At 37.7% G+C, this 16287-nt stretch carries 10 protein-coding genes and 1 tRNA gene; 8 read left to right on the forward strand and 3 right to left on the reverse strand.

The window, feature by feature from the left end; all coding sequences use genetic code 11:
- Positions 1-80: 80 nt before the first annotated feature.
- On the reverse strand, positions 81-587 hold the full coding sequence (locus DK865_RS17735; protein ID WP_036914053.1) for an FxsA family protein: 507 nt from the start codon (positions 585-587) through the stop codon (positions 81-83).
- 373 nt (positions 588-960) lie between these two features.
- Between DK865_RS17735 and aspA the strand changes: the two genes are divergently transcribed.
- The 8 genes from aspA (at position 961) to DK865_RS17775 (ending at position 14387) form a co-directional block, all read left to right on the forward strand.
- Positions 961-2385, forward strand: coding sequence for an aspartate ammonia-lyase (aspA, locus tag DK865_RS17740; protein WP_023582950.1), 1425 nt, complete (start codon positions 961-963; stop codon positions 2383-2385).
- A 158-nt stretch (positions 2386-2543) separates the two neighbouring features.
- Positions 2544-3869, forward strand: coding sequence for an anaerobic C4-dicarboxylate transporter (locus tag DK865_RS17745; protein WP_023582951.1), 1326 nt, complete (start codon positions 2544-2546; stop codon positions 3867-3869).
- 183 nt (positions 3870-4052) lie between these two features.
- Entirely contained in the window at positions 4053-4625 is a 573-nt protein-coding gene (gene dicD / locus DK865_RS17750) for a division control transcriptional repressor DicD (RefSeq protein WP_036914057.1), read from the forward strand.
- A gap of 296 nt (positions 4626-4921) precedes the next feature.
- Positions 4922-4997 (forward strand) — tRNA-Phe (locus DK865_RS17755).
- A gap of 503 nt (positions 4998-5500) precedes the next feature.
- Positions 5501-6148 (forward strand): CPBP family intramembrane glutamic endopeptidase, encoded by a 648-nt coding sequence (locus DK865_RS17760; protein WP_109392458.1) that lies wholly within the window; start codon positions 5501-5503, stop codon positions 6146-6148.
- Between the two features lie 303 nt (positions 6149-6451).
- Complete coding sequence (locus DK865_RS17765; RefSeq protein ID WP_109392459.1) at positions 6452-7081, forward strand: OB-fold-containig protein; 630 nt, start codon at positions 6452-6454, stop codon at positions 7079-7081.
- An 84-nt stretch (positions 7082-7165) separates the two neighbouring features.
- Positions 7166-9361, forward strand: coding sequence for a flotillin family protein (locus DK865_RS17770; RefSeq protein ID WP_023582963.1), 2196 nt, complete (start codon positions 7166-7168; stop codon positions 9359-9361).
- A 91-nt stretch (positions 9362-9452) separates the two neighbouring features.
- Positions 9453-14387, forward strand: coding sequence for a DNA repair ATPase (locus DK865_RS17775; protein WP_109392460.1), 4935 nt, complete (start codon positions 9453-9455; stop codon positions 14385-14387).
- 61 nt (positions 14388-14448) lie between these two features.
- On the opposite strand, the gene DK865_RS17780 is transcribed toward DK865_RS17775, so the two are convergent.
- Both DK865_RS17780 and DK865_RS17785 read right to left on the reverse strand, forming a co-directional pair.
- The gene (locus DK865_RS17780) at positions 14449-15270 is read right to left on the reverse strand and encodes a nucleotidyl transferase AbiEii/AbiGii toxin family protein (protein WP_109392461.1); all 822 of its coding nucleotides are present in this window, start codon (positions 15268-15270) and stop codon (positions 14449-14451) included.
- Positions 15233-16231, reverse strand: coding sequence for a type IV toxin-antitoxin system AbiEi family antitoxin (locus DK865_RS17785; RefSeq protein ID WP_109392462.1), 999 nt, complete (start codon positions 16229-16231; stop codon positions 15233-15235). Before DK865_RS17785 ends, DK865_RS17780 begins: the two co-directional genes overlap by 38 nt.
- Positions 16232-16287 lie beyond the last annotated feature (56 nt).

A 16287-nucleotide genomic window follows, 5' to 3' on the forward strand; every position in this document is an offset into this window, starting at 1 on the left:
GCATCCAGTAAAACTTCAAGGGGAGAAGTGTGATTTTTTTTCAAATTTTCCCCATTTCAGTTGATTATGCTTTCGGCTTATTATTTTTTGTCAGAAAAATGGTCGTTATCCTGATCTTCCGTCTTATTATTCAGTTGGTTACTCGGTGAATCCTCTTTACGCTGAAACTCGCCTTCGAATGTGGTGCCATTCTGATGAGAAGAGAATCCACTTTGACCATGACCTGCTGAATAAACTTGAATTCGAGAGATCAGTTTTGTCACTAATAGCGCTTGCAATGGTGGTAATAACAACAGCAAGCCCAAGAAATCCGTAAAAAAGCCTGGGATCAGCAGTAAAATACCTGCCAGTATTAACGAAACACTTTTCACCATTTCAGCTGCAGGTACTTCACCCACGGCTAGTTTTTGTTGCATTGAAGCAATATTTTTTACGCCCTGATTTTTTACCAGTGAGACACCAACACAAGAAGTCAGCACCACAAGGAACAGTGTTGTAAGAACGCCAATAGAAGATGCTACATTGACGAAAATAACGGCTTCTATATAGATAAGAAGGCAGATAATAATTAATGGGAGCCAACGCACTTGGTTCTCCTTTTTATAAAAAAGATTCATATTATTAATAGAAAGGAGTGTGAACTACATCTAAGGTGATGGTTTACGAACTCGCTTTTTCTTAGTTTATCTACATAATAATGGGGAGCCTAATACTCCTTTTCAAGGGGCATTAAAAAGAGAAGTAGAACTGTAAAATCCATGAGATAGATCACAAAAAGAAAATATTTAGACGTTATTTACTTATAAAGTGATCCAGCTTAAAGGTATTTGTTCACAACCCGAATATGATCATGTCAGTACCAAGCAAAACGGTAAGTTATATTACATTATTAACCGTTAACGATATATTTTATTAACAAGCGCATAACTAGACAGTTAAAATTTTAATAAGAAGGTTCTCATGTCAAATAAAACTCGTATCGAAGAAGACCTGTTAGGTAAAAGAGAAGTTCCTGCTGAGGCTTACTACGGCGTCCACACTTTACGTGCTATTGAAAACTTCTACATCAGTGATCGTACCATCAATGATGTTCCAGAATTCATCCGCGGTATGGTAATGGTGAAAAAAGCTGCTGCATTAGCAAACAAAGAACTTCACACTATTCCTCGCGAAATCGCTGATACGATTATCAAAGCCTGTGACGTTGTATTACAAACAGGCAAACACATGGATCAATTCCCAGTTGATGTATTCCAAGGCGGTGCAGGTACTTCATTAAATATGAATACCAATGAAGTTATCGCAAACATCGGTCTGGAATTAATGGGTCATCAAAAAGGTGAATACCAATACCTAAACCCAAATGACCACGTCAATAAGAGCCAATCAACAAACGACGCTTATCCTTGTGGTTTCCGTGTAGCGGTCTATAACTCTGTTATCAAATTAACTGAATCTATCGAACTGCTGAAAGCAGGTTTTGATAGAAAAGCGGTTGAGTTCAAAGACATCCTGAAAATGGGTCGTACTCAATTACAAGACGCTGTACCAATGACTTTAGGTCAAGAATTCCATGCTTTCTCTGTACTGATGAAAGAAGAAATCAAAAACCTGAAACGCACTGCTGAGTTACTGTTAGAAATGAACTTAGGTGCAACTGCTATCGGTACTGGTCTGAATACAGCACCTGGTTACCAAAAACTGGCTGTTGAAAAACTGGCAGAAGTCACTGGTTTAGCTTGTGTTCCAGCAGAAGACTTAATTGAAGCAACTTCTGACTGTGGTGCTTATGTGATGGTTCACGGCGCATTAAAACGCTTAGCTGTGAAAATGTCTAAAATCTGTAATGACTTACGTTTACTGTCCTCTGGTCCTCGTGCAGGTCTGAAAGAAATCAATCTTCCAGAACTACAAGCAGGTTCTTCAATCATGCCAGCTAAAGTAAACCCAGTCATTCCAGAAGTTGTTAACCAAGCTTGCTTTAAAGTTATCGGTAATGACACTTGTGTGACTATGGCTGCTGAAGCAGGTCAATTACAATTAAACGTAATGGAACCCGCTATCGGTCAAGCAATGTTCGAATCAATCTCTCTGTTAAGCAACGCTTGCCGTAACTTAGTAGAAAAATGTGTTGATGGTATCACTGCGAATAAAGAAATCTGTGAACACTTCGTATTTAGCTCAATCGGTATCGTGACTTATCTGAACCCATTCATTGGTCACCATAACGGCGACATCGTTGGTAAGATTTGTGCAGAAACAGGTAAGAGCGTACGTGAAGTTGTTCTAGAACGCGGTTTATTAACCGAAGAACAACTGGATGATATCTTCTCTATTGAGAACTTAAAAAACCCGGCTTACAAAGCAAAACGCTTCGATGATTAATAATTGTGTTTTATAACATGACACTGTTAAACATAAGAATGAGCTCTTAAAAATACAAGGCACGGACTCTTTAAGAGACGTGCCTTTTTACTTGATTGTAAAAACAAAAATTTAACTTATCTTTCTCATTTTTTTAATTATCTCAAGGAGTAAACGCTATGTTAGCCGTAGAATTGATTATCGTTCTGCTGGCCATTTTCCTCGGTGCGAGACTTGGGGGAATTGGTATCGGGTTTGCCGGTGGTTTAGGGGTTTTAGTTTTAGCTGCTATCGGTGTTAAACCTGGTTCAATCCCTTTTGATGTTATCTCCATCATTATGGCTGTTATTGCCGCAATCTCTGCAATGCAAGTTGCTGGTGGTTTGGATTACCTTGTTGGCCAAACTGAAAAACTGTTAAGACGTAATCCAAAATACATCACTATTCTTGCACCAATTGTGACTTATTTCTTAACACTATTCGCAGGTACAGGGAACATCTCTTTAGCAACACTGCCAGTTATCGCTGAAGTTGCAAAAGAACAAGGCATCAAACCTTGCCGTCCTTTATCAACTGGTGTTGTTGCAGCTCAAATCGGTATTACTGCATCGCCTATCTCTGCTGCGGTTGTTTACATGGCATCTGTCATGGAAAACCCAGCAATGGTCGGTGAAGGTAATACAGTAAGCTACATCACTCTGCTGTCTATCTTATTACCAGCAACTTTCCTTGCTATCATTCTGATGTCATTCATCGTGTCTTGGGTATTTAACTCAAAACTGTCTGATGATGCTGTCTATCGTGAGCGTTTAGAACAAGGTTTGGTTGAGTTACGTGGTAGCCAAGCACGTAGAGAAACATTAGCAGGTGCTAAATCATCTGTAATGCTGTTCTTACTGGGTGTTGTCTGTGTTGTAACTTATGCAATCATCAACAGCCCAAGCTTAGGTATCGTGAAAGAACCGTTAATGAACACCACTAACGCCATTCTTATCATCATGCTGAGTGTTGCAACCTTAATCACTGTTTTCTGTAAAGTTAAAACTGACAACATCCTAAACTCAAGTACCTTTAAAGCAGGTATGAGTGCATGTATTTGTATTCTGGGTGTTGCATGGTTAGGTGATACTTTCGTTTCAAGCAACATCGATTGGATCAAACTGACTGCAGGTGACTTAATCACTGGTCATCCTTGGTTATTAGCGGTTATCTTCTTCTTCTGTTCTGCGCTGTTATATTCTCAAGCAGCAACAGCGAAAGCGTTAATGCCAATGGCTTTAGCTTTAGGTGTATCTCCATTAACTGCAATTGCTTCTTTCTCTGCCGTTTCTGGTCTGTTCATCCTGCCAACTTACCCAACACTGGTTGCGGCAGTTCAAATGGATGACACAGGTACAACTCGTATCGGTAAATTAGTCTTCAACCACCCATTCTTTATCCCTGGTACAATTGGTGTGGTATTAGCTGTCGGATTTGGTTTCCTCTTCGGCGGTATGATCCTGTAGTTTGAAGTAAAAAATTAAAACATTGCAAAAAAGCGCCTCGCGCTTATCAGAAATAAAAAATAAGAAAATACCCTGTCGCAAGATGGGGTATTTTCATTTTAGCCTATCGCTCCTCGCTTTCATTTTTAGCTAAAGTCTGTTAATTATGATGTTCTCGCGACAACGTGATTTAAGGAGATTTCCGTGCAACGTGAAGCATTATTAGACCACGTACTTATCAAGCTAGAGCAATACGGCTTAGCTGCAACTTTACCGGAGCTTCTTCAAGATTCGGGTATCAATGAATCTCAACTTTATCCATTCTGGCCGGACAGAGATGCCTTAATTTTTGATTGTCTCCGCCATCACGGACAACAAATTGAGATTTGGCAACGCCAAGTGATGTTAGATGAAGAACTCTCTATCGAACAAAAATTACTTGCCCGCTATGATCAACTCGCCATGCGTTTAGAAAAAAACCGTTTTCCTGGTTGTCTATTCGTTGCGGCTTGTAGCGCATATCCCGATGAACACTCTCAAATTCACCAATTAAGCCAACGCCAAAAGCAAAGCTCATTTGATTACTCTAGAACGCTACTACGCGAGCTTGATATCGAAGACAGCGAGTTAGTTGCTAAGCAAATGGAACTCATCTTAGAAGGCTGTTTAAGCCGTTTAATGGTGAATCATCATGCTGATGATATTATTACAGCAAAATTATTGGCTGAGGATATTCTTAAGATTGCTCAATGCCGTAAAAATGGTGCATTAAGTTAGTTTTGGCTGTTGAAAAACGAGAAAAATGATCTGTTTTTTTGCTTGTATGCAATTTCTATCTTCTGAAGAGCAAAAAACAGATTTAATCATCAGAAAAAGAGAAAGTTTTATCTTTGATATACAAAAAAGTGGACACCTTTACTGATTGTTATTTAAGCATTTTTTACTAAAAAATAGCTTATGATGAAAATTTAAACTCAAATAGAATAAAAAGAAAGCAAACAAACTTATTTTTGCATTTTTTATTAAAAAGACGTTGACGCATCCCGCTGAATACGGTTTAATGCGCCTCGTTAGCCCGAATAGCTCAGTCGGTAGAGCAGGGGATTGAAAATCCCCGTGTCCTTGGTTCGATTCCGAGTTCGGGCACCATCTTTAGAAAAACCAGCCTTAGGGCTGGTTTTTTGCTTTCTAGTGGTTTAAAAACCTTTCGCTCAATATCCTAGCTGTATTCTTCGTTTCCAGAATTTAGTTAAAGTATCGGCTAATGAGGAAGTCATAAGCGAGAGTTCGAGATGATTAAGTTAAGCCATAATGTTTAATTATCTCAAAAATAATATAAGCCATATCAAAATGTATTTCAGTGAAACTGACAAATACCTCAGAAATAATGAATTTGTAAGATCACATTACTCAGTAAAAAATTTAATAGAACGAATATTCTCAGTATTTTATCATTATTGATTTTCATCTTAATTATTAAACCAAATTTATCTTATTTTTTACTGCTTTGTTTATCTCTCATGATTGATTGCTTAATTTTTTGAGTATTAAAGCAGAGCAATATCATTTTCATTAGATATAATTAATACCTAAACTCTGTTTCCTATAATATAGACCTAACAGTGTGATTTATCATACAAGGAAAAACATAAATGGAATTTCCCAAAGATCGAGTTTACCATTCAGTCATCTGTGTATTTGCCTTTATAGGCTACTTCTTTTCCTCTTTTAGCTTATTGCTAACACCTTCACCTACTGCACTGTTTCAATCGTCTTATATCATCTCCTTGATAAGCTTTTTTATTTATCTCCCCTACTGCCTCATTATTTGGTTTGCCTATCAAAAAAATATTAAATTAATGCCGTTAGGCCGCCTTCAATGGAATACACTAAAAGCCCCTTTTTTAGCCTTACTGGGATTATATTTTATTAGTCTATTTTTAGGCTCTGAAGATGATTCATGGGTTACCGAAATTGAATCTATTACAGGTTCTGCTTTCTTCTTCTTTGCTCTGTCTGTTATATTTATCGCCCCCATTACCGAAGAAATCATTTTTAGAGGTTTTCTACTCAATGCAGGTATGTGGTATGGCAATAAAGGGAAATGGATTGCTATTATTATCTCGTCACTTCTATTTGCCGCTATGCATACTCAATATGAATCCATCACTACATTTATCCTTATTTTTGTTGTGGGTGTTGTGTTTTGCCAGGTCAGAATAGGAACTCGTTCATTAATCGCACCGATCATGCTGCATGGAATACACAACACAATCAGTGTCGTTTTTTTAATGTTATAGCGTTTTTATTTAAAAACTTTCTATTTTTTATAACAAAAAACTTATTTAATTAATAAGAAATGATATTTAATAGATGAAAATATTCTTATTCTTCTTTAGAGAATGATCTGATTCCATACGCAATAATACCGAATATTATTTATCATAATCTCAATAAGTTATATTAAATTCTATAAAAGATAAAATAGACAAATAAATAGAGAATGTGATTATAACTACATGCTTTTTCAGCGTATTAAAGTATGATAAGAGATATTAATATGAAGTGAATATTATCATCTTCTTAAATTAAGAGAATTTTTTATGAATTTGTTTTTCCAAAATAGCCTCGCTTTTCCCAGCATTATTTTTAGTGCATTACTTATTATTATCTCTTTTTATTGGCTTTGCGCTGCTTTTGGATTATTAGATATTGATTTATTTAATATTGATAGTGAATTGGATGTTGACGCAACAGGCTTTGCAGGTTGGTTAACAAAATTAGGATTAGCGGGCATCCCAGTCACTATTATTTTAACCCTCTTTACCCTTATTGGCTGGTTTATCAGTTACTTTACTAACTATTGGATTATCAGCGCGATTGAAACAGATTTTATTCGCTATTTAGTTGGCTTTCTTGCTTTAATCATTATCTCTTTTCTTTCTCTTAATCTTACTGCGGTATGTTTAAAACCCATTCGTAAAAAACTGATGTCACGTAATAAGCCTAAGTCAGTACACCAATTGATAGGTAAATTAGCCATAGTACGATCAGCCAATGTAACGGAAAACAAAGGTGAAGCTGTTTTAGAAGATGGGGGTGCGGGTTTAATTTTACAAATTAGAGCACCAGAACAAGAAAATATTAAACGAGGTGATAGCGTCGTTATTATTAGTTATGACGCGCTCACTCACAGTTATCAAGTCGTAACGGAAGATGAATTTCATCATTAATACATATTCGATGAGATCTCATTTAGTTAGCAGACAAAAATATTAAAAAATGACGGTATCGTCTGAACTTATGGAGAAAAAAGTATGGATTTGGCTTTCGTTATGCCTTTCTTAACTGTCGTTGGTTTCGCAATTCTAATTATTTTAGGGTTATTTGGCTTATTTAAGGCTTTCTATATTAAAGTGCCTCAAGGTACCGCCTTAATTGTCAACGATATGACATCACAACCTAAAGTCCATTTTACGGGGGCTTTGGTTTATCCTGTTATCTACAAAAAAGAGTTTATGCGTATTTCTCTTTTAACGTTAGAAGTAGACCGTCGAGGTAAAGATGGTCTGATTTGTCAGGATAACTTACGTGCAGATATCACGGTTGCTTTTTATCTACGTGTTAATGAAACCACGGAAGACGTATTAAAAGTCGCAAAAGCCATTGGTGTTGATAGAGCGTCAGATCATCAAGCTGTCAGTACCCTCTTTAGTGCTAAATTCTCAGAAGCATTAAAAACTGTTGGTAAACAGTTTGAGCTGTCTAAACTTTTTGAAGACCGACAAAATTTCCGTGATCGCATCGTTGATGTTATTGGTAAAGATCTTAATGGTTATGCATTAGAAGACGTTGCGATCGACTATTTAGAACAAACACCAAAATCAGCGCTTGATCCTAATAATATTTTTGACTCTGAAGGTATCCGTAAAATAACGGAAATAACCGCCATTCATAATATTGAAACCAATCAAAAAGAGCGCGATCAAGAGCTCGCCATTCAAAAGAAAAATGTTGAAACTCGTGAAGCCAGTCTTGCGTTAGAACGTCAACAAGCCGATGCAGAAGCACGCCAAAAACGTGAAATTGATAATATTCGTGCTCGTGAAAATTCAGAAACGCTACGAGTTCAAGAAGAAGAACGTTTAAAAGCGGAACAAGCTCGTATTCAAACTCAACAAGAAATTGAGATCCGTGAAGAAAACCGTATGCGTGAAGTGGAAGTTGCACAACAAAATCGTACTCGCGCAGTCACTATTGAACAAGAGCGTGTTAATCGTGCACGTGAATTAGAAATTGTTGCTCGCGAGCGTGAAGTTGAGCTGCAACGTATTGAGAAAGAAAAAGCGTTAGAAGAAGAACGTAAAAATATCTCAAATGTGATCCGTGAACGTGTTGCCGTAGAAAAAACGGTTGCTCAAGAAGAAGAACGCATTAAAGAAGTACGTGAAGTTTCAGAAGCTGAACGTATGCGCCAAGTCACTGTAATCAATGCTCAAGCTGAAGCGGAAGAATCTTTAGTTCGCCAAGTGAAAAGAGCCGAAGCCGATGAATCTAGTGCTAAGCATAAAGCTGAAGAAATCAGCACAATGGCGAAAGCGGAATTAGAAGCCTCTGTAAAACAAGCCGAAGCGAAAAAACGTTTAGCTGAAGGTATTGAAGCAGAACACGCAGCATTAGGTCTTGCCGAAGCTCGTGTACGTCAAGCAACGGCAGAAGCTGAAGAAAAAGAAGGCTTAGTGCTTGCTAATATCACCGCTGAAAAATTATTAGCAGAAGCCAGAGGTATGAAAGAAAAAGGCTTAACTGAAGCGCAAGTGATGGAAGCTAAAGCACTCGCCCAGCAACAGCAAGGTCTTGCAGAAGCAAAAATTTTAGAAGAAAAACTCGCCGCTCAAGCACGTGGTGAAGAACAACAAGCCAATGCAAAAGAGAAACTTGGTTTAGCTGATGCGAAGATCCTTGAAGAGAAACTTGCCGCTCAAGCGCGTGGTGAAGGTCAATTAGGTTCAGCACAAGCAGAAGTTATTCGCCAACGCCTGAAAGCAGAAGCCGATGGTTTAACCGATAAATTTAAATCTATGGATCACCTTAGCGATACGGCGCGTTCGCACGAAGAGTTCCGTATGCGTCTTGAAAAACAATTTGAACAAGCCATGGCGTCTATTGAAGCCAACAAAGAAATTGCACGCGAACAAGCTGATGTATTAGCAGCTGCGCTTAGCAAAACCAATATTGAAATTGTGGGCGGTGATGGCAACTTCTTTAATACCTTCTCTAAAGCACTCAGCTTAGGTAAAGCCGTGGATGGTTTTATGGATAAAAGCAGTTTCGCCAAAGAGAATGTTGAAAAACTGATTAACCGTACTCAACAAGATAAAAAACTCGATATTGCTTCTTTACTAAAAAATCCTGAAGTTCAAGATTTAATTAATGGATTTATGGCAACAAAAGGCGCTGGTCAACTGATTAAAGATGTGACAACTCAATCAGACGCCACTAAAGAAGATTAATTCTGCCTAAAAGGAGATGAAAAGACATAGAGAAAACCTCTATGTCTTTTCCATTATTTTTATCGTTTAAGCCAAGGAAATCCGTTATACCATGTCTGAAATTCTGGATACGAATCGCGAGCAAGAAATACTCGATAACGCCGTTGCACAAGGTGGTGCGTATGAAATCTTACGCAAACGCCTCACTGAGCAAGGTCAACAACTTCATCAAAAAGCCACTGAGCTCAATCAGCATCGCTTAGATGAATTTGGTCAAAGCCAAATGGATATCATTGGGCGTATTCGTATTCGTACAGAAAATAACTGCCAAGCCAGAGATATTGTTCGTGTAGGTGATTGGCTACTTTTTGGCTATAACGTATTTCTTGGTTTAAAACGAGAAACGCATCTTGAAGATGTTTTTTCACTCTATCGTTTAACAGAAACCGAAGGTGAATTTGATGTAGAAGCCGTGGCTTATGAAGATACTTTCTTAAGCGACAATCGCTTTGTTCAAGATTTTACTGAGCTCTATACCTACTATAAAGATACGCAATTACTGCAATTAGTCGAACGCGATGGCAAGCTACTTGCTAGCTTCCAAATTGGTGCTCGTATTACTGATGTGCGTGTTTTTCGTTGGGCGATTTCAAGTGATAAGCAGCGTATTGAATATATTGATAATCGTGGCGAGCGCGATATCGCCCTTCCCCCTGCTTATGATTTTGAATGGACAAAAACCCAACGTGAAGACACGGTCAATGGCCGTTTTCCCCATATCAATATTCTTGATACCGTTTTTGTCGAGACAACTGGTGGTGATTTAACGGTTAAATGTGAAAATAATACCGAAGATGGTTTAGGGATTTATCGTGAAGCCGTATTAGACAAAAACCAATCTCTTGATGATGCTCAAATTGAATATGCTCAAACCGGCAGTTTAATTCTATTAAAAATCTTACCGTATCGAGAAGAGAATTGGCGTTATTTGGTCTACAACATGTTGACGCAAACCGTACAACGTATTGATGCAATTGGACAAGCTTGCGTCCAATTGCCTGAAGACCATGGCATTATTTTCCCCGGGGGTTATTACCTGCAAAATGGTGAATACAAAACCTTTGATCAACCAATGGAAGGGATGTATTTCCGCCGTCTACGTCGTTCGCCTAATGGTGAAGACGTGTTATATGTTTTCTACTCCCCTTCGCAAGGTCGTCTTGCGCTTTTCAATTACAATATGATTGAGCGTAAACTTGCTGTACCTTTGGTCGGTCATGGCTATGCGATGTTAGAAGATGGAAAAATGGTGCTGTTTGAAGGCGAAGGCGAAGAAGCAACGCGCGTTCATCCAATGCAAGTTTGGCAAACACCTTTCTATTCTGAAGAATTTGCCGATAAACAACCGCCTCGTAATGGTTTTTATGGAAGAATTGGTAATGCGGATTTAGTACGAGGTATTTCCGAAATCTTGCATGTCGCCAAAGAAATTGAAGGTAATCAAATTTCTATTGCTCGTTATGAACAACTCAGTTCACAACCTAAAAATTTATTAGATCTGTATTATTGGTTTAACGATGAACACTGTTTAGGTATTGGAAAATTACTCAAAGAGATCGCTCAAACCAGCGAATTAGTGCTTGATGAATATGAAAAAGTAGAAAGTATTCGTCAACAATCTGCTAAATCGATGCTTGAAGCCGTTAATCGCCAAAAATCACTCCTGGCTTTAACACTGCCTGACAGTTGGACTGATATACAGCAATTTGTTGATAGCTTAAACTCACTCAATGCCCATCGTGGACATCTTATTTCCTTGCGTGAATTCCGTTATATGGATTTAACCAAGCTGAGTGCGATGGAAACAGAAATTACAGAGACACAGCAACGCGTTTCTCAAGCTACGGCTCTTTTTCTGGCGAGTGATAAAGCATTACAACCCTTTAAAACTCAGCTTGTTACCTTTGAAGATCTCATTGAGAAAGCACAAAACAGTGCACAGTTAGATATCCCAATGAATGACATGGAAAAAATGTCTGCTGATTTGGATATGCTTTCTAACTTAATGGCATCTTTAACATTCCAAGATGTTACTCAACAAACACATATTATTGATGCAATTTCGCAGATCTACGCTCAACTGAACCAATCCCGCGCTCGACTACAACAAAAACGCAAATCACAAAGTAGTATCGAAAGTGTGGCGCAATTTGGCGCCCAATTTCGCTTATTTAGCCAAGGGATCACCAATGCATTATCCCTTGCAACCGATCCTGAGCGTTGTGACGATCAACTTTCTCGCTTACTACTTCAATTAGAAGAGCTCGAAAGCCAATTTAGCCATCATGATGAATTTCTGGATGATATTCTTGCTAAACGTGAAGAGTTAGTAGAAACCTTTGAGTCGCACAAACAAGTACTGCTTGATGATCGCCAACGTCGATCACAAAGTCTGCTTACTGCTGCAAATCGCTTGCTGGAAAATCTGCAACGCCGAACATCTCGTTTGCAATCACAAGATGAGTTAAATGCATTTTTTGCATCAGATCCATTATCATTAAAAACACGAGAAATCATTGAAAAACTAAGAGAAATCAATGATAACGTCAAAGCTGATGATATCGATGCACGCCTAAAATCTTCTCGAGATCAGGCAATTCGAATTCTGCGAGATAAAACTGATATTTTTGAAGATGGTGGCAATATCATTAAATTAGGTCCCCGCCACCGTTTTAGTGTGAATACGCAAGAGCTTGATCTCACTATCTTGCCTAAAGAAGATAAGCTCTGGTTATACCTAACAGGAACAGATTACCAAGAGCCGATTGAAAATGCAGATCTTGCTCAATTACAGCCTTATTGGAATGCCTCACTTGAGTCCGAATCGGACACGGTTTATCGTGCAGAATACCTTGCTTACTCCATTATTTATGCGGCGGCAAAACGTCAAGATGATCTTAATTACGAAACACTAAAAGAAGCACTCGCTATTCCAGAAAAGCTTGAAAAACTCGTGCGTGATTTTGCAACACCACGTTATAAAGAAGGCTATGAAAAAGGGATACACGATCACGATGCAATCGCGATATTGAAACAACTGATCCCAATCGGTGAAAGTGCCGATCTTTTACGTTATAACCCAACTGCACGCGCAATAGCCGCGTTATTTTGGGAAACCAAACAAAATGAACAATATCCCGCTTTGTGGCCTGAACGGGCAAGAACAGCACTTAATATTCAGCAATTATTTCATACAGACGATGCGTTAACCGATCTGCAAGCTGAAATCGAAGCAGATATACGCCTATTTCTTCATGAGAATCCGATTGAGTGCGAACACTATATTCCGATACAAGCCTCTGAATATTTAAGCTTTGCATTAGCGAGAACTCCAATTGAATTGGTTTATAGCAAATACGCTAAAGCGCTAGTGATTGCACTGCAAAGTCGATTAGAAGAAGCGCATATGTGGATGGACTTTAATCGTTCACAGCAAAATTTAGGTACACGATACGCTCAGCGTTGGGCATTGATCCAAAATTGGCTACAAGGGCTATGCTCTCTACCTGATTATGCCGATCTGACTCCTTATATTCCGGGCGCTATCGCTATCATTATTTTAGATAAAGTCGCCTCAGCACGTTATAGCGAAGCGGATCTCTATTTCAACGTAAATGGATTATTGGGTGAGCATCCAACCATTAAAAACCAATCTTTATCATTAAGCTTAGATGACTATTTCAGCCGTATGCGAGGACAACGGAAAACCTTTATTCCTGCATTTCGGCAGTACCTTACATTGCGACAAAAAATCGTCAGTGATGAACGTGAACGTTTAAAATTGCATGAATTTAAAGCCAAACCATTAAGCTCATTTGTTCGTAACAAGCTGATTAATGATGTTTATTTACCGATTATTGGCGATAATATGGCAAAACAAATTGGTGCTTTAGGGGAAGAAAAGCGCACCGATTTAATGGGGCTATTATTAATGATCTCCCCTCCGGGCTACGGTAAAACCACATTAATGGAATATGCAGCAGCTCGTTTAGGTCTCATTTTTATGAAGATCAATGGTCCTGCGTTAGGGCATAACGTACTATCACTTGATCCGGAACAAGCACCGAATGCAACAGCGAGACAAGAGCTTGAGAAACTCAACTTAGCGCTAGAAATGGGTAATAACGTAATGCTGTATGTAGATGATATTCAGCATACTCACCCTGAATTCTTACAAAAATTTATTTCGCTCTGTGATGGAACAAGACGTATTGAAGGGGTATGGAAAGGAAAAACCAAAACCTACGATATGCGTGGCAAAAAATTCTGTGTCGTGATGGCGGGGAACCCTTATACCGAATCTGGAGAAGTCTTCCGCATTCCTGATATGCTGGCTAACCGTGCTGATATTTATAACTTAGGTGAAGTATTAGGTGGCATGGATGAAGCCTTTGCGCTGAGTTATATCGAGAATAGCCTAACCTCGAATGCAGTATTAGCACCACTTGCACTGCGTGATCTTAACGATCTCTATATTTTAGTCGATAAGGCGATGGGAAAATCCGTCTCTACCAACACATTAAGTTACCCTTATTCTGATGCTGAAATTAATGAAATTGTGATGGTACTTAAACACTTAATTACCTTACGAAACGTTATGTTAAAAGTAAATCAGCAATATATTGCCAGCGCTGCACAATCAGATAAATATCGCACAGAGCCCGCATTTCGCTTACAAGGTAGTTACCGTAATATGAATAAGTTAAGTGAGAAAGTGTCTGCGGTAATGAATGATGAGGAGATTGAACGTTTACTCGACGATCATTATCTTGGCGAAGCACAATTGCTCACGACAGGCGCTGAAGAAAACTTACTCAAACTCGCTGAACTACGTGGAAAACTCACAGAAAAAGAGACAATCCGTTGGGAACAAATCAAAAAAGACTTTATGCGTAATAAAGCATTGGGTGGCGATAATGCCGATATTGGCGACCGTGTCGTATCACAATTAGCCAACCTTGTTGAAAGTGTGCAAGGTTTACGCTAGAAAGAAAAAACCACAATTTCAGCCCACTTATTTTAGTGGGCTAAACTACATAAATAATGGTTTATAAATCGAGTAACCCATTCCAAAAATCATTAATTAATTGGATTGCTAAATCAGTTTGATTAGAAGAGGGAGTTAATTGTCTAACAACGGCATCAATAAGCAACTCTCTATCTAAAAGAGATAATTTTTCTAAGCTATCTACCGAAGCTATTGTTGCAGTATCACTCCCAGCGAGAAGAGCACCTAATCGCTCAGCATTCCAATCAACACTATCTCCCCACGTTGAATTATCATAAAGTCTTGGCTCTTCAATATAATGATACTCAGAAATAATTTTATAAATATCAATAGCATCTTTTGATAAACTGTTTCCTTTTCCTCTATCTCGCCATGCGAAAAGTTTGAGTAACAGTAATCCTGATAATGAACAGAAACGAATGTTTATATCTGTTGATATTTGAACAACCGTTGAACAGTGGAAAGCCTCATTAAACCCATCAACAGACATAATAATTTCTCTATCTGGTGGCCAAGCTATTTGATTTTCAGATGCAATATCGCCAAATGGGATAATATCTAGCTCAATACCATTAAAGATAAATCGATGTATATTGTTATGAACTTCTAAAGCACCTTGTTTAGTGAGTTCCTCTTTTAATAAATTAAATTGATCCCAATTCTGTAAAAAAATAGCAATATCAATATCTCTTGTATATCTTCCCGCTCTTCGTCCATGAACGTGAGTGAGAAGTACTTCTCGTGATGTTGCACCAGCAATAAAAAAAGGAAGTCTAAGTACTGAGCAAATATTAGTAATTTTTATTAAAATTTGATTTATTTCTTCAGCTAAAGGCGTTCTTAATGTGCAAATGCTGTTCATTTATTCTCTTCGCTATTTCAATATTACGTTCATCTTGTGTTGCAACCAATTCAGCAACCGATAATAAAGCCTTAGCTCTTTTATTTAGGCAATATGATTCTCCCCAAAATATTTCAACCAACTGAAAATGGCTAAATGGGACGGGGATCATATTAAGTTCTTTTCTTCTATCTATTAGAGAAATCGGTGTAAATAATTGAATATTCTCAGGAATGAGATAACCATGAGTCAACTTAGATGCAGCGGCTTCTCCCCCCCAATATTCACCATCATAAAGTGGAATATCTAACCAATTTACATCACCAGACAGATAAATTGATTTTAATTTAGGACGTAAAACTCTTCCATAATCATTGATCCATTGCATACATATATTATCTGAAAAAACAAAGCGGCGATGACCTCCTGACTCTCTGTATAAATGATTAGCCTTCAGATAATTCATTCCTTTATTGACCATACCTAGAGATATTCCAGATAAATCAGCGAGATCTCGATAGGTTAAATTTATATTACATTCATCAGAAAGCAATATAAATAATAATTTCATTATACCTAGCGACATTTGAGTTTCTTGTTTTAATAGATGAGCCCCTTTCTTTCCAGAAATATAAAGGTAAACATCCTTTGTATGAATAAATATATTTCCAACTGAATCAATAAAATTGATATTATTATCAATACAATAATTTTGAATTTTTGGCGTTAAATAATTTGATATTAAAATAAAATTAGATTTATCTTTATATAAAAGATTCTCATTATATGACATTATTCTTTGTTTATTTATATTTAATTTTATTTCAGCATTAAACTGATAAATATTATAATTGGGTAATTCTATTTTTATAACACTATCATGTGAAAACTGACTGTCTACGTTAAGAGCAGGCTCTAAGATTTTGACTCGATTAGGAAGGTTTTTGTAAAGGTTTTCCATAAAAAGTTCATCAGGATACATTTGTTCACGCCTTTAACTTGTTCACAATCTATGAACAAGATAATATCATGAACAAA

This window comes from Proteus cibi, assembly GCF_003144405.1.
GTDB classification, from domain to species: Bacteria; Pseudomonadota; Gammaproteobacteria; order Enterobacterales; family Enterobacteriaceae; genus Proteus; species Proteus cibi.